Annotated in this window: 16 protein-coding genes and 2 pseudogenes; 9 read left to right on the top strand and 9 right to left on the bottom strand. The window is 44.3% G+C overall.

Annotation, left to right across the window (positions count from 1 at the left end):
• Window positions 1-16: 16 nt before the first annotated feature.
• From ACMX2I_RS18630 to mneS, 3 genes are all read right to left on the bottom strand, one after another.
• Entirely contained in the window at window positions 17-1,213 is a 1,197-nt protein-coding gene (locus tag ACMX2I_RS18630) for a DUF58 domain-containing protein (RefSeq protein WP_414958359.1), read from the bottom strand.
• Entirely contained in the window at window positions 1,210-2,172 is a 963-nt protein-coding gene (locus ACMX2I_RS18635) for an AAA family ATPase (RefSeq protein WP_087991333.1), read from the bottom strand. The genes ACMX2I_RS18630 and ACMX2I_RS18635 overlap by 4 nt, the downstream gene beginning before the upstream one ends.
• A gap of 151 nt (window positions 2,173-2,323) precedes the next feature.
• Window positions 2,324-3,196, bottom strand: a complete 873-nt coding sequence (mneS, locus tag ACMX2I_RS18640) for a manganese transporter MneS (RefSeq protein WP_414957947.1) — start codon at window positions 3,194-3,196, stop codon at window positions 2,324-2,326.
• A 266-nt stretch (window positions 3,197-3,462) separates the two neighbouring features.
• Between mneS and ACMX2I_RS18645 the strand changes: the two are divergent.
• The 7 genes and pseudogenes from ACMX2I_RS18645 to ACMX2I_RS18675 all read left to right on the top strand — a co-directional run.
• A pseudogene (locus ACMX2I_RS18645) lies at window positions 3,463-3,570 on the top strand (hypothetical protein); the annotation flags it as partial.
• Between the two features lie 37 nt (window positions 3,571-3,607).
• Window positions 3,608-5,017 carry a GABA permease gene (gene gabP / locus ACMX2I_RS18650; protein ID WP_414957949.1) on the top strand — a complete coding sequence of 470 codons (1,410 nt, stop codon included), beginning with the start codon at window positions 3,608-3,610 and terminating at the stop codon, window positions 5,015-5,017.
• 151 nt (window positions 5,018-5,168) lie between these two features.
• Entirely contained in the window at window positions 5,169-6,710 is a 1,542-nt protein-coding gene (gene cotA, locus ACMX2I_RS18655; protein ID WP_414957951.1) for an outer spore coat copper-dependent laccase CotA, read from the top strand.
• Between the two features lie 96 nt (window positions 6,711-6,806).
• Window positions 6,807-7,796 carry a DUF4003 family protein gene (locus tag ACMX2I_RS18660; protein WP_414957953.1) on the top strand — a complete coding sequence of 330 codons (990 nt, stop codon included), beginning with the start codon at window positions 6,807-6,809 and terminating at the stop codon, window positions 7,794-7,796.
• 12 nt (window positions 7,797-7,808) lie between these two features.
• Window positions 7,809-8,620: pseudogene (locus tag ACMX2I_RS18665) on the top strand (alpha/beta fold hydrolase).
• 83 nt (window positions 8,621-8,703) lie between these two features.
• Window positions 8,704-8,913 carry a cold-shock protein gene (locus ACMX2I_RS18670; RefSeq protein WP_087991327.1) on the top strand — a complete coding sequence of 70 codons (210 nt, stop codon included), beginning with the start codon at window positions 8,704-8,706 and terminating at the stop codon, window positions 8,911-8,913.
• A gap of 194 nt (window positions 8,914-9,107) precedes the next feature.
• Window positions 9,108-9,266, top strand: a complete 159-nt coding sequence (locus tag ACMX2I_RS18675; protein ID WP_202328354.1) for a hypothetical protein — start codon at window positions 9,108-9,110, stop codon at window positions 9,264-9,266.
• A 31-nt stretch (window positions 9,267-9,297) separates the two neighbouring features.
• Here ACMX2I_RS18675 and ACMX2I_RS18680 read toward each other — a convergent pair whose 3' ends face one another.
• Complete coding sequence (locus tag ACMX2I_RS18680; RefSeq protein ID WP_414957955.1) at window positions 9,298-10,338, bottom strand: hypothetical protein; 1,041 nt, start codon at window positions 10,336-10,338, stop codon at window positions 9,298-9,300.
• Between the two features lie 65 nt (window positions 10,339-10,403).
• Window positions 10,404-10,775: a cell wall metabolism protein WalM gene (gene walM, locus ACMX2I_RS18685; protein ID WP_087991324.1), complete on the bottom strand. Its 372-nt coding sequence runs from the start codon at window positions 10,773-10,775 to the stop codon at window positions 10,404-10,406.
• 439 nt (window positions 10,776-11,214) lie between these two features.
• Between walM and bdhA the strand changes: the two genes are divergently transcribed.
• Entirely contained in the window at window positions 11,215-12,255 is a 1,041-nt protein-coding gene (gene bdhA / locus ACMX2I_RS18690; protein WP_087991323.1) for a (R,R)-butanediol dehydrogenase, read from the top strand.
• 48 nt (window positions 12,256-12,303) lie between these two features.
• On the opposite strand, the gene ACMX2I_RS18695 is transcribed toward bdhA, so the two are convergent.
• Window positions 12,304-13,725, bottom strand: a complete 1,422-nt coding sequence (locus tag ACMX2I_RS18695; protein WP_414957957.1) for a sugar porter family MFS transporter — start codon at window positions 13,723-13,725, stop codon at window positions 12,304-12,306.
• A gap of 603 nt (window positions 13,726-14,328) precedes the next feature.
• Here ACMX2I_RS18695 and ACMX2I_RS18700 point away from each other — a divergent pair.
• Window positions 14,329-15,324, top strand: a complete 996-nt coding sequence (locus ACMX2I_RS18700; RefSeq protein WP_414957959.1) for a potassium channel family protein — start codon at window positions 14,329-14,331, stop codon at window positions 15,322-15,324.
• A gap of 61 nt (window positions 15,325-15,385) precedes the next feature.
• Here the strand turns inward: ACMX2I_RS18700 and ACMX2I_RS18705 are convergent, their stop codons facing one another.
• The 3 genes from ACMX2I_RS18705 to gutB all read right to left on the bottom strand — a co-directional run bounded on the left by ACMX2I_RS18705 (window position 15,386) and on the right by gutB (window position 18,961).
• Entirely contained in the window at window positions 15,386-16,348 is a 963-nt protein-coding gene (locus tag ACMX2I_RS18705; RefSeq protein WP_414957961.1) for a carbohydrate kinase family protein, read from the bottom strand.
• A gap of 101 nt (window positions 16,349-16,449) precedes the next feature.
• A complete protein-coding gene (locus ACMX2I_RS18710; RefSeq protein WP_414957963.1) occupies window positions 16,450-17,826 on the bottom strand; it encodes an MFS transporter in 1,377 nt (458 codons plus the stop codon).
• A gap of 73 nt (window positions 17,827-17,899) precedes the next feature.
• Window positions 17,900-18,961 (bottom strand): sorbitol dehydrogenase, encoded by a 1,062-nt coding sequence (gene gutB / locus ACMX2I_RS18715; RefSeq protein ID WP_414957965.1) that lies wholly within the window; start codon window positions 18,959-18,961, stop codon window positions 17,900-17,902.
• Between the last annotated feature and the right edge of the window lie 143 nt (window positions 18,962-19,104).

Raw genomic sequence — 19,104 nt, forward strand, 5'->3', positions numbered from 1 at the left:
ACCGTCACCCCTCTTTCTAAACAACACGCGAAACTCGTCCGCCCCTCATGACCTGAACTCTGATTTGGCGTTTCATCATGCGTTCGACCATGACATTTTCAGCTTGAGAAAGCTCAGCGTCTTTCTCTTTTGCCAGGATCACTGTAAACCGGCCTCCCCCGGTTTCTGCTAAGTTCAACAAATCTTCCGTGAACTGCCCCGTGACGATCACCTTATCAGCTTTGCGAACAGACGGCTTACCCAGCTCCTCCCGTACATATCGGCTTACCGGGTCAGCCGCATCACAATGAACGACGGCTAAATGCCGAAGCATGCGCTTAAAATGCTGCTCCCCTTCTTGAATAGGAAAAAGCGTTTTTTCCTTTCCGACTGAGGCCAAACCTGCCCCCGCGCCGCTTTGTAAAACAGAATGAAGAATCGAAGCTGACACAGAAACGACCTCTTCGAATGCTTCAGAGGAAAAACGGTCCATCAGAAGAAACAGGTTTTTGCTTCGAGACGGTTCAAATTCCTTCGTCATCAGCTGGCTCCGCCGTGCAGAAGTCTTCCAGTCTAACGCGGCAAACCGGTCTCCCGGCTGGTAATCCCGAACACTCGCTGCGACTGCGGAATGGTGCTGATGAACCGGAGAAGAACCGCTTACACCATCTTCCTGATGCCTCTCATTCACATGATAAGAAAGACGCTGAAAGGATGGATAGACAAACAGGGTATCATCCAGCTCATAAAAAGCTGTTTTTTCAATCAAGCCGAGAACGTCCCCGGTTCGCACCCTGACAGCATGAAAATGATGTTCTCCGCGCGGTACGCGAGCTAATTCATACGACATCGTCATACGCCGTTTAAACCAAGGAAAAACGAGACGTTTGGCCGCGGCTTCGTCTCGGTTCAATGACTCGATTCCCTCTGGCAGGCAATCTTCAATCACCATATACATCAGCGGAAACGGCAGCTTCCTTCTCAGCGTTATCGACACGCCCAGCCTGTCCCCCGCTTGCAATTGTGTTTTGGCCATTTGCCGTGAAGCCTGGAAAGAGCGGAGCGGATACAACGCCAGCAGCCCGGCATACACGACAAAAGGGAGAAACGCGTAAAACAAAAACCAGCTGACAAAGCCTCCTTGAAACATCGCGTAAGAAAAAACAGCAGCCGTCAATAGCGTTAATACAATCAGCTTCCACCCATATACCAGCCATTGCGTCTTCTTCATCAGCGGATCGACGACCTTTGAACCGGTACCTTCACAACGGACATGATCTCCCGTACGATCGCGTCTGCCTCGATACCTTCAAACTTCGCCTCTGGCTGCAGCAGCATCCGGTGCGGAAGCGCGAAAGGAGCCAAATATTGAATATCATCCGGAATGACATAGTCGCGATGATGGAGCAGCGCATATGCTTGGGCCGCTTTCATGAGAGCGATTGATCCGCGCGGACTGACGCCTAATTGAACAGAGGCATGCTGTCTCGTTTTCTGCACGATTTCCACAATGTATTCTTTAATGCTGTCATCGGCGCGGACATTTTGCACTTCCCGCTGCAAACGGATGAAGTCTTCTTTTGAAATAACCGGCTCAAGCGTCTCAATCGGATGGCTTTTTTCCTGAAGAGATAAGACGTCCAGCTCCTCATTAAAGGTCGGATAACCCATGCGAAGTTTGAATAAAAAACGGTCAAGCTGGGCTTCCGGCAATGGGTACGTCCCTTCATATTCGAACGGGTTTTGCGTTGCCATCACAAAAAACGGAGCCGCAAGCGGCATCGTATGGCCATCTACCGTTACACTTCCTTCTTCCATCGCTTCAAGCAAAGCAGACTGTGTCTTCGGAGAGGTACGGTTGATTTCATCGGCCAGCACGATATTTCCCATAATCGGGCCGGGACGGTATTCAAATTCCATCGTTTTCGCATTATAGATGGACACGCCTGTGACATCAGATGGCAGCAAATCCGGAGTGAATTGAATTCTTTTAAAATCGGCGCCGATTGACTTTGCCAGCGCGCGGACCATCATCGTTTTACCGACTCCGGGCACATCCTCAAGCAGCACATGCCCTTTGGCAAGAATGGCTGCTAAGCTGAGTACGGCGATGTCTCGTTTTCCCACCATTACTCTATTAATATGTTCAACTGCTTTCCCCAGCAAAGGATGCAGGTCTTCTTGGTATGCCATTCTTTTCCTCCTAGTCATCTACAAAATTCATCATATTGTAACCTAACTTTACCACAAAAAGCGATCTGTATAAAAAAACGATTCTAGCAAATTGTTTCCAATAAAGCAGAATAAATCACACCAAAAAAGCTTCCTATGACAGGAAGCTCAATTATTTGCGTTCTAAAGGTTCCATATGAACATGTGAATAATCAATCGCATGCTCCTCCTTCATTCTCCGCTCAATTTCATTGGCAATATCGTGGCTTTCCGTAATATTTAAATCAGCGGATACTTCAACCACCACATCAACGTAGACCGTACTGCCCAAGTATCTCGCTTTAATATCTTTTAAACGGCGTACCCCTGGAATCTTTTCGATTGTCTGTTTATAAGCTGAAATGTCTTTTATGTCGAATCCATCTGTCAAAGAGTGAGATGATTCTTTAAAAATATCCCACGCCGTTTTACAAATGAGAAGACCGATCACAAACGCCGTGACCGTATCAATCCAAGCAAGGCGGAATTGCGCAGCCGCAATTCCGATAAACGTGCCGACGCTGACGAACGCATCCGATTTATTATCAGCGGCCGCGGCAAGGAGCGCATGGCTCTTCACCTTTTTGGCCAGCCTTTTATTGTACTGGTACACCATAAGCATCAGGACTGCCCCGCCTGCTGCCGTCCAAGCCGCAATCATATCCGGTGTCTCTTGTTTAGGAGAAAAAATAGATTCTCCGGCGCTGAACAGCACTTGCAGTCCGACAACCATCATAATAAAGGATGCGATAAGTGATGCGATCGTTTCCGCCCGAAAGTGGCCGTATGGATGATCTTCATCAGGAGGCTTTTGAGAGATGCGAAGGCCGATCAGCACAGCAACAGAAGCAATAATATCAGTTGTGTTATTAAACCCGTCTGCCATAAGCGCTTCCGAGTGAAAGAAATAACCGATGATCAGCTTAATCGCGGACAGGACAAGATACGCGGAAATGCTGACAATAGCCCCGGCTTCTCCCTTTTTCAGTTCATCGTATCTCTCCATACAAAACCTCCTCTCCGCTCGTGAATTCCTATTATAATGATACAAAGCTGAATAGCAGTGGGTCTATAGAAACATGATTCACTTGCCACAGAAAAATAGTTATGGCGGAACACTGTTTCTCTAAACCAATTTACTTTCTCCTCTAAAAATCCCTTAAAATTCAATGCCGCCAATACCTCTGCGATCTTCGATATTTTAAAACATTACGCTAGCTGCAAAAATGAATAATTAACGAAACACTTTTTCTTTTAATCCAAGCTTATCTCCTGAAAACACCACAAACAAAAACCTACAAATTTGAAATAAACTGTTATATTTTCTCACACGAATTTTCGACAAACTGTATATTTATGATAGAGTTTCAATTATCATAATATTCAGTAATGGTTTCATTCTTTAAGGAGGTAATTTATGAACCAGTCTCAATCAGGATTAAAAAAAGAATTAAAGACCCGCCATATGACCATGATTTCGATCGCGGGCGTGATCGGAGCCGGCCTATTTGTAGGCAGCGGTTCAGTCATTCACTCGACCGGTCCCGGTGCTATCGTTTCTTACGCGCTAGCCGGCTTACTGGTTATTTTCATCATGAGAATGCTCGGTGAAATGTCTTCCGTAAACCCGACGAGCGGATCGTTTTCCCAATACGCTCATGACGCCATCGGGCCATGGGCCGGATTTACAATCGGCTGGCTGTATTGGTTTTTCTGGGTCGTCGTTATCGCGATTGAAGCAATTGCCGGAGCCGGCATCATTCAATACTGGTTCCACGATATTCCTCTGTGGCTCACAAGCTTAATTTTGACCGTATTGCTCACGCTGACCAACATTTATTCCGTTAAATCATTCGGTGAATTCGAATATTGGTTCTCCCTTATTAAGGTCGTTACGATTATTTTGTTTTTAATTATTGGATTCGCTTTCATTTTTGGATTCGCACCAGGAAGCAGTCCAGTGGGCCTCTCCAACCTGACGGGCCAAGGCGGATTTTTCCCGCAAGGCATCAGCTCCGTATTGCTTGGCATTGTCGTCGTTATTTTTTCCTTTATGGGAACGGAAATCGTTGCTATCGCTGCAGGAGAAACATCCAATCCGTTGGAATCCGTAACCAAAGCGACGCGTTCCGTTGTGTGGCGCATCATTGTCTTTTACGTCGGCTCTATTGCCGTTGTCGTTGCGCTTTTGCCTTGGAATTCAGCCAATATTTTAGAAAGTCCGTTCGTCGCTGTGCTCGGGCATATCGGTGTTCCCGCTGCCGCGCAGATTATGAATTTTATCGTCCTCACCGCTGTACTCTCTTGCCTGAATTCAGGTTTGTACACCACATCCAGAATGCTGTATTCACTTGCAGAAAGAAACGAAGCACCGCGCCGCTTTATGAAATTAAGCAAAAAAGGTGCTCCCGTACAGGCGATTGTTGCCGGTACACTTTTCTCATATATCGCGGTTGTGATGAATTACTTTTCTCCTGATACCGTCTTTTTATTTTTAGTCAATTCATCAGGCGCAATTGCACTGCTCGTCTATCTCGTCATCGCTGTTTCCCATTTGAGAATGCGTAAAAAACTTGAAAAAACGAACCCTGAAGCTTTAAAGATTAAAATGTGGCTCTTCCCATACTTAACCTACGTGACCATTATCGCCATCTGCGGGATTTTAGTATCTATGGCATTCATTGATTCCATGAGAGACGAGCTGCTGCTGACAGGCGTCATCACAGGAGTCGTTCTGATTTCTTATCTTGTGTTCAGAAAACGCAAGGTGAGCGAAAAAGCGGCAGCCAAGTCTGTCACACATCAGCAGCCCGACATCCTCCCTTAATGCTGATCAAATCCTAAACGGACTCCCGTTTAGGATTTTGTTATTTCTTCTTCGGGCAGGCAGCGGCACGCCATTTTTTTGTAACCATCACGCCCTTATTGTCATTAACTATAATACCAATATGGAAAATTTAAATAAGGACAGATGAAAAATGATACTTGAAAAATTTGCGGATGCTCTCCCAATCCCAGATACACTAAAGCCTGTTCAGCAAACAAAAGAAAAGACATACTACGAAGTCACTATGGAAGAATGCACTCACCAGCTCCACCGCGATCTCCCCCCGACCCGCCTTTGGGGCTACAACGGCTTATTTCCGGGGCCTACCATTGAGGTCAAAAGAAATGAGAACGTTTATGTGAAATGGATGAATCACCTTCCTTCAACGCATTTCCTTCCGATTGACCATACGATTCATCACAGCGACAGCCAGCATGATGAGCCCGAAGTAAAGACTGTTGTACATTTACACGGAGGCGTCACGCCAGATGATAGTGATGGGTATCCGGAAGCTTGGTTTTCCAAAAACTTTGAGCAAACAGGCCCTTATTTCAAACGAGAGGTTTATCATTATCCGAATCAGCAGCGCGGTGCTATTTTGTGGTATCACGATCACGCCATGGCGCTTACCAGGCTGAATGTCTATGCCGGACTCGTCGGCGCTTATCTCATTCACGATCCAAAGGAAAAACGCTTAAAGCTGCCTTCCGGCGAATACGACATACCGCTTCTGATCACAGACCGCACGATCAACGAGGACGGTTCTTTGTTTTATCCAAACGGACCGGAAAACCCTACCCCGACACTTCCCAATCCTTCAATCGTTCCGGCTTTTTGCGGAAAAACCATACTGGTGAATGGGAAGGTTTGGCCATACTTGGAGGTCGAACCGAGGAAATACCGCTTCCGCGTCATCAACGCCTCCAATACGAGAACCTATAATCTGTCACTCGATAACGGCGGAGAATTTATTCAGATCGGTTCAGACGGCGGGCTTCTTCCGCGCTCTGCTAAACTGAACTCTTTCAGTCTTGCACCTGCTGAACGTTATGATATCATCATTGATTTCACAGCCTATGAAGGACAATCGATCATTTTGGCAAACAGCGCAGGCTGCGGCGGTGACGTCAATCCCGAAACAGATGCGAATATCATGCAATTTAGAGTCACAAAACCATTGGCACAAAAAGATGAAAGTAGAAAGCCGAAGTACCTCGCCTCATACCCTTCGGTGCAGAATGAAAGAATCCAAAACATCAGAACACTGAAACTGGCAGGCACCCAGGACGAATACGGCAGACCGGTCCTTCTTCTCAATAACAAACGGTGGCACGACCCTGTCACAGAAGCACCAAAAGCCGGCACAACTGAAATATGGTCCATTATCAATCCGACACGCGGAACACATCCGATTCACCTGCATCTGGTCTCCTTCCGTGTATTAGACCGCCGGCCATTTGATATCGCACGTTATCAAGAAAGCGGGGAATTGTCCTATACAGGTCCAGCTGTTCCGCCGCCTCCAAGTGAAAAGGGCTGGAAAGACACCATTCAAGCTCACGCCGGTGAAGTCCTGAGAATCGCGGCGACATTCGGGCCATACAGCGGACGATACGTATGGCACTGCCATATTCTTGAGCATGAAGACTATGACATGATGAGACCGATGGATATAACAGATCCCCGTAAATAACCCGACAAACTTGCCTCTCGCAGGCAAGTTTTTTCTTTAAGAAACTTTTGGCCCCATTTTTCGTATAACATAAAAACAGCAATAAGGAGCGTTTTTATGCTGACAAACAGTCTTAGCGAAAAGACAAAACAATACATTTCCATTTATGCCGAATTAAAATCAAAATTAAAATGGAAAGTTGCACAAGATCAGATATTAATACTCATTTCGTCTGCATATATTGTGAATAAAAGAGAGTTTGATTTTGAGCGCTTTTATGATTTGAGCAGCTATATCAAATCAAACATCGGCAGCTTCTCGACACTCAATTCCCACCACCGCTTTACAGTTGCTTCCATTCTGGACATTCATTTTCAGCATGAGGCAAAACAAACGTTTCTGACTTTCATCGACGTATACAATGAAATGGTGAAGCTTGGATATAAGCGGGATATATTCACGTACCTTTCCGCCCTGATCCTGCTCACCGGCAAATCAGACACAACAAACCTAAGAGAACAGATGAACACGGGGCTTTCTGTTTATCAGCAGATGAAGAAAAATCATTATTTCCTCACCTCACCCCAGAATGTTCCGCTTGCCGTATTGCTTGGCGAAAGCGGAAAAGGTTTGGAGGCGCTAAACAAAGCGGAAACATGCTATCAGCTGCTGGCGGCCAACGGGTTTAAAAAAGGGCAGTACTTACATCAGGTCAGCCATATTCTGGCCTTACAAAGTGAAAAAGCCCCTGAAACACTTGTTTCCCATTACAAACATATATATCAATCCATCACTGCATCTTTCAAAAAGCCTAAGGATTATCATTATCCAGACCTTGCCCTTCTCACATTTCTGGAAGAGCCAGATATCAAAACCGTTTTGGCTATCGCTCGCGAATTAAACCAAGATAAAGCATTTAAACGGCAAAAGGAGATTAATTTTAAAATTGCTGTCTGCTTATATCTCAGTGAGTATATGGAGAACAATCTGCTGATGGAATCAGGCCTATACACCGCAATCGAAGCGGCAATTCAGGCTCAGCAGACAGCCGCGACAGCCGCCATCATCAGCTCAACAGCAGCCATTCATTCTCAAGACGGAAACTAGAGGAGGAGAAACATGCCATACATCACATTAGAAGATCAGACACGTCTATACTATGAAACGCACGGGAGCGGTACACCGATCCTGTTTATACACGGGGTGCTGATGAGCGGGCAGTTTTTTCACAAACAATGTTCAGCACTATCTGCCAATTATCAGTTTATTCGTCTCGACCTTAGAGGACACGGCCCGACAAAGTGCTTCACGGCCACACCATTTCCCAATACGCCCGCGACGTAAGGGAGTTTCTAAAAGCAATGGAGCTCGATCGTGCCGTTCTCGCCGGCTGGTCAATGGGCGCTTTTGTCGTATGGGATTATCTCAATCAATTTGGGAATGATAACATACAAGCCGCTGTAATCATCGACCAATCCGCTTCCGACTATCAGTGGGAGGGCTGGAAACACGGCCCGTTTGATTTTGACGGTTTAAAAACGGCGATGCACGCCATTCAGACTGATCCGCTGCCATTCTACGAAAGCTTCATTCAGAATATGTTCGCGGAACCGCCTGCTGAGACAGAAAAAGAATGGATGCTGGCAGAAATCCTCAAACAGCCGGCTGCCATTTCAAGCACGATTTTATTTAACCAAACGGCTGCTGATTACCGCGGCACCCTTCAAAACATCACTGTACCGACATTGCTTTGCTTCGGGGAAGACCGCAAATTTTTCTCTACAGCAGCTGGAGAACACTTGCGCAGCAAAATTTCCAACTCCACGCTCGTCACCTTTTCTAACAGCAGCCATTGCCCGTTTTTAGAAGAGCCTGATGCTTTTAACAGTACACTCCTCTCCTTTTTAGATGGTCTGATTGGAAAGCCATAAAGAAAAAGGAATTAGGAGATTGGGGAAAAGTATGAGACAATAAGAAATGTGCAGTTAAAATACATGAGGGAAGAAGTGACTTTATGTCTTACTATAATAAACGTAATCAAGAACCGCTGCCTAAAGAAGATGTGAGTACTTGGGAATGCACAAAAGAAGACTGCAACGGCTGGAGCAGAAAAAACTTTGCCAGCAGTGACTCGCCATCATGCCCTTTGTGCGGCAGCAAAATGATTGACGGCATCCGTTCATTAGTGAATCTCCAAAACAACGGTCAAACGAAAACAAGCTAGCTCTTCCCTATAAACAAATGCAGTCTCCTGCAAGCAAACATTCCCCGAACGGAGACGCAAATTCTATATCCAGACTAAAAAGCCTCCATTTCAAAAGTGGCCTAAAACAAAGAAAGAAGCCCAAAACTGTCTACGTTTAGGGCTTTTTTTCGCCTGCCGTTATGGTATAATATGGATATCAATGAGGTGATAACATGATCGCAAACCAGCAGCGAAACGACCTAAAAAAAAGAGCTCAGATCAAAAAGCTGAACCTTGCCATCCACTCATATGTTGAACTTCTGTTTTTGTCGATACCGCTGATCCATTTCTTTAAATGGCTCGGTTCATCAGTCCTGCATCTCATCCATTAAAAAACCACTCAGCCCATGTCGAGTGGTTTTTTCAGCTAATAACAGAAAAGCTGTTGATGATGCCGTTCGGATTTTCCCACACTTTTTCGAACGTCTTTTTTTCAAGGTTGTAGGAATAAATCGTCCGAACCTTTGCTTCACGCCCTGTTTCATCCTTTAATTTTTTAGCTCCCTTGGCTTCGGCGAGAAAATAAATGCTCTTGCCATCCGTAGAGAACTGCGGCTGTGCGTCAATTAACAGCTTGAATGATTTTTGATTTGTAATGATGGTTTTATACTTTTTCGTATCCGCATTCAGCATCTGAACAGCAGCGGTTTGCTCAGTGCCTTTTTGTGTATAGGATGTAAACAACATACGTTTATCATCATCAGAAACGGCAATATCGCTGATAAACTGGTCAAGGCTCTTAAGCTCAGCAAATTTGTTTTGATGGCCCGCCGCAAAATGAATCGTTGTCGGTTCAGGATCGATCCCCTTTTCGTTCGCTTCATCTGTTTTCTTGTAATCTTCTTCTACAGAATAATGAAGCAATGCAAATGAATCTGTTTTTTTGTTATAAAAGAAGCTGCTGACGCTGTCATCCTGATCATTCACGGCAGGATAAAGGTTTTTGTATTTCTTCGTTTTTAGATCAAAGGATGCGATCCGAAAATTGCTTTCGTCCGCTTTTCCTAAACGGAAATAGATGGTTGAACGGTCCCTCGATAAAAACAAGCTGTCCGCACTCTCAGCGCCTTTATACAGCATCATCTTTTTATTAGACTTTAGATCCAGCTTAAAGAGCCTCATTTCATTTTGATCATTATTGCCCGTATAATAGAGCACCCGCTGCTTTTGATCCAAGGCAAATGCCGGATAGCCGGTCAGCTCCTCCTCATGGATCACCTTGTCATTTTCATAATACTTCGTCTGCAGATCGGTATTCGTAATCGAAACGAGCAGCTGATCACCGCTTTCCGTATTGACTGAAACATCAGCAGCGCTCTCATGGCTTTTATCCTTTACAACATAAAACACAAAGCCCGCTGCCGCTATCACGACTGTTAACAATAATATGATTCTTTTTTTCATCTCTTATCTCCACCAATAGAAAAAGCAAGAATGTGACTTCTTGCTTTACAGATTATATATGTAGATTAATAGCTGTAATGTCCCGCTACTTTGCCTTTGCTTAATGGGTATCCAAGCGCTTTAAACGCTTTAGGGCTTACATCCAGTACTGCATGAGGCATTCTGCCAACATCATTTTTGTAAACCGTAATCACCTTTTTAGGCTTTGCTTTTGCATAAGCTCTGATTTTTGTCCCGTTTTTAGGAACATCAAATCCGATTTTGGTCGCACAGTCCCAGTGCCCAAGTTTTTTTCCTGAAGAGCCTTTTTTCCCGACTCCATTATACCAAGTAATATTTCCATTCACATGTTTCGCACTGGCATCTGCTGAAAAACTGAAAGCTCCCAAAGTACTTCCTACTAAGATAAAAGCGGCTAAAATGACTTTCTTCAACATTTCGTCCCCCTGTTTGTTAACATCTAGAAAAATTATACACGATCAACCAGGGAATTTTTATTTCAATATCCTTACAGTAATGTTACAAAGTCAGAATAGTTACCAATGCTAAAATAACCCATGGAAGATTATCCTATTATAATTGGAATATAAGCGTTATAATTGTTGATAGAGTAGTTATCGCATTCAATATGAACGAACCATTACCGTATTGTTCAAACCAAATTTCATAGTTATGTAAACGATTCATACTCTCTCATAATAAAGAAAAAAGAGCGTGCGAGACTCTTTTTTCTTCAAAGTTTCTTTTTTTAAAAACGTAAATTACATTATATAAAATTTTCATTTCTTTTTTGGTTTTAAAAATGGCGATTTTGTGAACAGTTCATATTGATCAGTGCGGAATTACTCATATAAAAAGATATAGGAGTGGTAATCCATGAAGGCAGCAAGATGGCATAACCAAAAGGATATCCGTATTGAAAATATTGAAGAGCCAAAAACAGAGCCGGGAAAAGTAAAGATCAAAGTCAAATGGTGCGGTATCTGCGGCAGTGATTTACACGAGTATCTTGGCGGCCCGATCTTTATTCCGGTTGACAAACCGCATCCATTAACGAATGAAACAGCACCTGTCACAATGGGCCATGAATTCTCCGGTGAAGTTGTTGAAGTCGGTGAAGGCGTTGAAAATTATAAAGCAGGAGACCGAGTCGTAGTCGAACCGATTTTTGCAACACACGGTCACCAGGGCGCCTACAACCTTGATGAACAAATGGGATTCCTCGGCTTAGCCGGCGGAGGCGGCGGTTTCTCTGAATACGTCTCTGTAGATGAAGAGCTATTGTTCAAACTTCCTGAGGAATTATCATATGAACAAGGCGCTCTTGTTGAGCCTTCCGCGGTCGCTTTATACGCTGTCCGTTCAAGCAAAATCAAAGCCGGTGACAAAGCGGCTGTATTCGGCTGCGGACCGATCGGGCTTCTTGTGATTGAAGCGCTGAAGGCTGCTGGCGCGACTGACATTTACGCTGTCGAGCTTTCACCTGAACGCCAGCAAAAAGCTGAGGAGCTTGGAGCCATCATCGTTGATCCGTCTAAAACAGATGATGTAGTCGCTGAAATTGCAGAACGTACTGGAGGCGGTGTCGACGTAGCATTCGAAGTCACTGGCGTTCCAGTGGTACTGCGACAAGCGATCCAATCCACTACAATTGCCGGTGAAACAGTCATTGTAAGCATTTGGGAAAAAGGCGCTGAAATCCACCCGAACGATATCGTCATCAAAGAACGTACAGTCAAAGGAATTATCGGATACCGCGACATCTTCCCGGCTGTATTGTCATTAATGAAAGAAGGTTATTTTGCAGCTGACAAACTTGTAACGAAAAAAATCGTATTAGACGATTTGATCGAGGAAGGCTTCGGGGCTCTTATTAAAGAGAAAAACCAAGTCAAAATCCTTGTGAGACCTAACTAATGGAACAAAAAAGAATCCGCACACAGATGCGGATTCTTTTTATATTCCTTATCCTACCACTTCAGAACTGGAATCTTTCTTCGCCTCGCCGCGAACATAAGCGCGGAAATTATCCTCCAGCTGCTCAAGCGAAAGCCCTTTCGTTTCCGGTAAAAATGTCTTCACAAACAATACAGAGCAAATTCCTAGTACAACGAAGATAAAGAACGTTGTGGACAGCCCAATCGCGGCCAGCAATATCGGGAAAGTGAAACTGACTGCAAAATTCACCATCCACAGACAGAATACCGTGACGCCCATCCCTAGACCACGGAGGCGGAGCGGGAAAATCTCAGAAAGCATCAGCCACGTCACAGGCGAGATCGCACCCTGCTGAAATGCAAGGAATGTCACTGTTAACGACAGAACCACATATGGAAGAGCCGGTGATCCTTCGAGCACAAGTGAGAATATCCCGATCAGCAATAATGCCGTTGTCGTACCGATCAAACCTGTCATCAGCATCGGCCGGCGGCCAACTTTCCCTAGCAGCCAGATTCCGACGAATGTTGCCAATACCGAAATCACGCCATTCGCGATATTTCCGATTAATGCGGCTTTCGTTTGAAAACCGGCATCTCTTAAAATTTCAGTACCATAATACATAATTGAGTTTACACCTGTAATTTGCTGTACAATCGCAATCCCGATTCCAATGAACACAATCCGGCGCACCCACGGTACCGCAAGATCTTTAAACGTCGCTTTTTCAAGCTTATCTTCTTTTTTGAAAGCGAATTCAATTTCTTCCAGCTCAAACGCAGCCTGCTTTTCATCCCTAATTTTTTTCAAAACCCGCAAAGCATCTTCTTTTCTCCCTTTAGAGACGAGCCAGCGAGGACTCTCAGGCATTCTAAGCATACCGAAAAACAAGAATACCGCAGGGAGCGACGCAATGACGAGCATAAATCTCCACACATTGGAGCTATCTCCCATTGTTGTTCCGAGGATCGCATTAAAAATAAAGGCCAAAAGCTGTCCTGATACAATCATCAGTTCATTCTGCGTCACCATCCGCCCCCTGCTTTCCATAGGAGACATCTCCGCTAAATAGGCAGGAACCGTAACTGATGCGCCCCCCACCGCAATTCCGAGCACAAAACGGGAGATAATCATGATCGTTACATTTGGAGCAAACGTACACCCGAGCGTTGAAATGAAAAATATAACAGCGAGGAACAAAATATTTTTGCGGCGGCCGTTAAAATCAGACATCCTGCCGCCAAACACGGCACCCAGTGCGGCTCCAAAAAGAAGTGAACTGGTGACAAGCCCCTCTGTGAAGGCATTGAGGTTAAGCTGGTCCGGCTCTCCCATATACGGCAAAGCTCCATTAAGCACTCCCGTATCATAACCGAAGAGGAGACCGCCGAAAGTCGAGACTATAATAACTGTACGTAAAAATGACATTTGATTACCTTGTTTATTCATACTGTTTCCCCCAGTCTTTTTCAAAATCGATTACTGCGTATTTCAAAAACTTATTCTAGGGTTGCTGCTTTTCTTACATCTGGTGAGCAGGCTTCAGAAAAAATTCTTCATGTTTATCCAATGGCCTCATTACCTTCCCTTCTGCTTAGCCTCTCAGTTCTTTTGGAAGCGATTTCATTTTCAACTAAAAGAACATTGAGCATTTCTTTGCGCATATACTCGACAACTTGTTACTTTATAGTAACTTGATAGTTCTATTTTAGTAATATAATAGTGACATTTTTGTTACTTCTGATATTATCATAATTATAAAAACACTTACAGTCAATATAAATTTCTGAAAATTTTTTATCTATTCAAAGAAAAATCATCAATTCAAGGGGAAAATGAACTTTTTTCTTTGTGAAAATAAGTAAATCTAGTCAAAATCTCTGTGAGTTTCTGTTTATCTGCTATCAACGACAAGATGGTTAACTGTTGGGTAACTCCTCCTGTTTTTCTTCTATACAATGACTTTCTTATCAAACATTTGAACAATTGTTTCAGACTAAAGGTAAAAGGAAATAAAAAAGAAAAGATGGCTGGCTAAGGGAGGCAACAAAATTGAATGAGGTTTATGTCATTGTAGGCCTTTTATTGTTAACAGCAGGCATGATTGATTTTTTATGGACCACATTATGGTTAGAGAGCGGCGCAGGCCCGATCACAAGATGTTTGTCAGCATGGCTGTGGAAAGGCTTCCGCAAAATCAGCGGAGACCACGCAAAGGTTCTCAGCACGGCAGGTCCTCTGCTGTTATGCCTAACGTTAGTGATATGGATCATTTTATTTTGGGGCGGGTGGTTTTTGATTTTTTCAAGTGACCCCCATTCACTCGTGGAAACTCAATCGAATGACCCGGCATCCTGGTCAGATCGAATTTATTTTGCCGGCTATGTCATGTTTACACTAGGGAATGGCGACCTCGCACCGAACGGACACCTATGGAAGCTGGTCACGGTCATAGAAACCGCTCATGGCCTGCTTACCATCACATTTTCTGTCACCTATTTGATTTCCGTATTGAGTGCGGTTAACCAAAAGCGTTCATTTGCCCAAAGTGTATTAAGTATGGGGCGCGATGGAACAGAAATTGTCAAGAATGCATGGAATGGCAAAGACTTTCACGACATTGATTTTCTTCTTATCACGATTTCATCAGACTTGGGAAAGCTGACTGCTCAGCATTACGCCTTCCCTATCCTTCATTTTTACCACAGCACGCAGCGTCAGGAATCATCCATTATAGCCGTCACTGTATTGGATGAAGCATTAACCATTTTGAAATACGGCATTCCTGAACAATATCAGCCAAACCAGCTTCACATCAAAGAAACCCGCTCAAGCATTAAAAACTACTTGGATACCGTTCATACCGCCTATATCCATTCAGCTGAACAAGCGCCGCCGGAACCAGACATCACAAAGCTTAAACAAAAAGGCATACCCACTTTATCAAAGCAAACATTCCAAACGGCTATCCAATCTTTACAGGAGCGGCGTCAATTGCTGCTGGGCATTGTCCAAGCGGGTGCCCGAAAATGGCCTGTACGAGAGTAGGCAAACAAAAAGAGGATGCTTCCCAAAAGTCCAAAGACTTTCAAGAAACATCCTCGATGATTTACAAAGAAACTTCAATCTCATCCATGCTTGGCAGTGCATCAATCGCTCCAATTTTCGTGCACACAAGAGCTCCGACCTTATTGGCAAACGCCACAATCTCACGCAGCTTCTCAAAATCAGCATCTACGGATTGAATCTGATCCGTGTTGGCCAATTGATATAAAGCCGCGCCGACAAAAGCATCTCCCGCTCCTGTTGAGTCAATTGATGTAACCGGAATGCTCGGAATGATTTCATGATCTTTTCCATTCGAAAGAAGCGTTCCGTTTTTCCCAAGTGTCACAGCAACAATTTTGGCTCCAATCTCATGAAGGATCGCAACACCCTTTTCGTGATCCTTCGCACCGCTGATGATCTCCAGTTCCTCGTCACTGACTTTCACAACATCACTTACAGCAATCGCTTTTTTTGCGACACTTACAAACTCTGAAACCCTTCCCTTCCATAAATCCTCACGATAGTTAGGGTCGAACGATATAAACTGTCCATTGTCTTTTGCAATCGACATCAGCTGTAAATAAGCTGAGCAAAACGGATCTGATAACAATGCCGTCGCTGAGCCGAAATGAAGGATTTTCGCTTCGTTTAGTTTTTCCTGATCAATATCCTCCAGCGTAAACAAAGCGTCCGCGCCTCTATTAAAAACAAAATCGCGCTCCCCATTTTGCTTTAACGAAACAAACGCAAGCGTTGTAGGCGCTTTCTCATCCATGACCAGCATGGAAGTGTCCACCTGTGCGGCGTCTAATGTTTGCTTCAGAAAATACCCAAACGGATCCTTGCCTACTTTTCCGCTGAAAGCGGCGTCTCCGCCCAGCTTAGCAATCGCTGCCGACACATTCGCCGGAGCACCGCCGGCACTTTTCAAGAAATGGCGGCCTTCCATTAAATCAACATCAACATCGGTACAAAAGAAATCAATTAACAATTCTCCAATACAAATAACAGATTGGCTTCCCACATTATCACACTCATTTGTCAGTTCTTGATTATAGTTTCAGTATAGTGCTTTCTGTCATAAATACAACCGTTTTCATGGAATATTTTAAATTTTACGTATACTCATCTTACAGCCCTTTGCTCCAGCTCAGAGATGATGTGCTTATATCTTTTTTCAGTTAAAGGATAAAAGGCGATAAGAATAATAGAAAGCAAAATGAATAATCCCGGAATCAAAGCATTCATATTTTTAATCGCATTCAATGACGATGCCGTCTGATCGGTATTCGCGACATACCCGGCGATTCCTAAATAAATGGCCGAAAATGACCCGGCTAACGCAACACCCAGCTTATTAATAAAGCTCATGCTCGAAATCACCACGCCATCGGCCCGGACTCCGGTTTTCCATTCCGCATAATCGACACAATCGGCAACCATTCCCCAAGCAAGGGTATTCAAAGGCGTCGTGAAAAATCCAGAAACGAAAAGCCAAAAGAAAATAAGCGGAATCGAAGAATACGATGTAAACTGAAGGCCCGCGTAAGAAAGAAGCGATAGAGCCGCCGTGATGATCATGACTTGTTTTCTGCCCCACTTCCCAGAAAAGAAAGGAATAAACAGATTGCTGATCAGCGCTGCTCCGAAAAATAAAACGGTTCCCAAAAACACGAATTCTTTATGATTGACGTTATACGTAAAATAGTACACCATCGTGCTGAGCTTAATATTAAATCCCATCGCAAAAGCTAAAAATGATGAAACTAACATAAGCAAAGGTTTGTTTCGGAATAAAACGGATAACGTCTTTTTGATCCCCTGTTTTTTTCTCTTTTCAGGCTGAATCCGCTCCCGTACAGTATAGAAACTGAATAGATTCAAAACGATGCTGACCGTCGCATAAATGAGCGCCGTCATCTGAAATCCAAACGCCTGATCCTCTCCTCCGATAGCAGTTGCAAGCGGTGTCGCACAGGAAATGGATAAAAGGATGCCGATATAGACCAAAATCATCCGGGTTGTGGTCAGAACCGTTCGTTCCTCCACAGAATTCGTTATCCGACCCGTTAAGCTGTTCACCGGAATCGTTTGCATACTAAAGGACATCCCAAGCAGAATATAGGTGATGTACGCATATACCATATTCCCCGTCTCACCGAAATGAGGCGTCGTGAAACATAAAAACGTAAATAACGCAAAAGGAAATGCCACCCACAGCAGATATGGCCTTGCCTTTCCCCACCGTGTATTTGTTTTGTCTAAAATCAATCCCATGATTGGGTCAAAAATAGCATCCAGCACCCGGACAACTAGAAACAAAGTGGCGATCACCGCAGGCTGAATGCCGCCGACATCTGTATAATAGAATAATAGGTATGCGTTTACAAACTGAAAGACAATATTATACGACATATCACCGAATCCATATCCGATTCGTTCAAACCAGGACAGGCCATGATGCTTCGCTTTTAATGCCGTTGCTTTTTCTGTTTCAATCATCATTTCCCACCCCAAGAATCCGTTTTCATTTCTAGTAAACAAGAGGGAGAATCCAAAGCCCCTCCCAGTTCACTCAGCGATTTGGATACACCATTACTTTTAAGCATTCATTCTTAAATTGAAGCGCCCGCTCCATCGCCTCTTGCGTCTGCTCCAGCGAATATTTGTCCGTAACCAAATGCTTTGTGTCCACAATGCCGGAAGCGAGAAATTCAATTCCCTTTGGATACGTATTGGCATAACGGAAGATCCCGTAAATATCAATCTCATTATCCGCAATAAACGGCACACTGAGCGGAATCTCGTTCTGAGAAGGCAAACCGACAATCGCCAGTTTCCCGCCCCGGCGCACAGAAGCCAGTGCGGATTGCAATGCCGCTGGATTCCCCGCTGTTTCCCAAGCAACATCAACGCCGCTTTCATTCGTGATCGTTTTAATCTCTTCAAGCGCATCCTGTTCACGGATATTAATGACATGAGTCGCTCCCATTTTTTTCGCAGCTTCTAACCGCAGCGGCTCTAAGTCGGTCACGATAATTGTGCCTGCCCCAAATGCTTTAGCTGCCGCAACAGCCATTAACCCCACCGGCCCCATTCCCATAATCGCAATAGTTGATCCGGGCTGAAGTTTCGTTCTCGCCGCTGCATGAATGCCGACAGAAAACGGTTCGATCAAAGCAGCATCTTCATAGGAAAGAGAATCCGGAATCGAAAAAACAAAGTCCTGACGCATTTTGATATATTGGACAAATGCGCCGTCAACTGGCGGTGTCGCCAAAAACTGTACATCCGGACAAAGGTTATAACGTCCTTCTTTGCACGCCTCACAGCGTCCGCACGTGACACCCGGTTCAACAGCTACACGGTCTCCCACCTTGAATTGTTCGACAGACGATCCGACTGCGGCAATTTCACCCGCGCATTCATGACCAAGGATAAGTGGTTTTTCCACTACATAGTTGCCTATTCTGCCATTTGTATAGTAATGCAGATCCGATCCGCAAATTCCGACAGCCATCACCTTAATCAACACTTCATCATGATTGATGTCAGGCACAGGCATTGTTTCAATTTTGATCTCTCTTGTGTTGTGCATAACAGCCGCTTTCATGTTCTGAGGTACTGTGTGAGTCATTTGGCAAATTCCTTTCTTTAGAAAATAAAATGTAAGTGCATACATTTTTTGTTTTCTCTGTTACTGCCCCATTTTATCTGCTTTTCAAGACGTTCAACAGCCTTTCCTGCTGTATAAAAGGACAGCGGCACTGTACTTTTATT

Source organism: Bacillus sp. SW14 (genome assembly GCF_047608225.1).
In the GTDB taxonomy this organism is placed as follows: Bacteria; Bacillota; Bacilli; order Bacillales; family Bacillaceae; genus Bacillus; species Bacillus subtilis_G.

Coding starts and splice junctions, on each gene's coding strand:
- ACMX2I_RS18635 (WP_087991333.1), bottom strand. CDS start 2,172: ATGGCATACCAAGAAGACCTGCATCCTTTGCTGGGGAAAGCAGTTGAA.
- mneS (WP_414957947.1), bottom strand. CDS start 3,196: ATGGAGAGATACGATGAACTGAAAAAGGGAGAAGCCGGGGCTATTGTC.
- gabP (WP_414957949.1), top strand. CDS start 3,608: ATGAACCAGTCTCAATCAGGATTAAAAAAAGAATTAAAGACCCGCCAT.
- cotA (WP_414957951.1), top strand. CDS start 5,169: ATGATACTTGAAAAATTTGCGGATGCTCTCCCAATCCCAGATACACTA.
- ACMX2I_RS18660 (WP_414957953.1), top strand. CDS start 6,807: ATGCTGACAAACAGTCTTAGCGAAAAGACAAAACAATACATTTCCATT.
- ACMX2I_RS18670 (WP_087991327.1), top strand. CDS start 8,704: ATGTCTTACTATAATAAACGTAATCAAGAACCGCTGCCTAAAGAAGAT.
- ACMX2I_RS18675 (WP_202328354.1), top strand. CDS start 9,108: ATGATCGCAAACCAGCAGCGAAACGACCTAAAAAAAAGAGCTCAGATC.
- ACMX2I_RS18680 (WP_414957955.1), bottom strand. CDS start 10,338: ATGAAAAAAAGAATCATATTATTGTTAACAGTCGTGATAGCGGCAGCG.
- walM (WP_087991324.1), bottom strand. CDS start 10,775: ATGTTGAAGAAAGTCATTTTAGCCGCTTTTATCTTAGTAGGAAGTACT.
- bdhA (WP_087991323.1), top strand. CDS start 11,215: ATGAAGGCAGCAAGATGGCATAACCAAAAGGATATCCGTATTGAAAAT.
- ACMX2I_RS18695 (WP_414957957.1), bottom strand. CDS start 13,725: ATGAATAAACAAGGTAATCAAATGTCATTTTTACGTACAGTTATTATA.
- ACMX2I_RS18710 (WP_414957963.1), bottom strand. CDS start 17,826: ATGATTGAAACAGAAAAAGCAACGGCATTAAAAGCGAAGCATCATGGC.
- gutB (WP_414957965.1), bottom strand. CDS start 18,961: ATGACTCACACAGTACCTCAGAACATGAAAGCGGCTGTTATGCACAAC.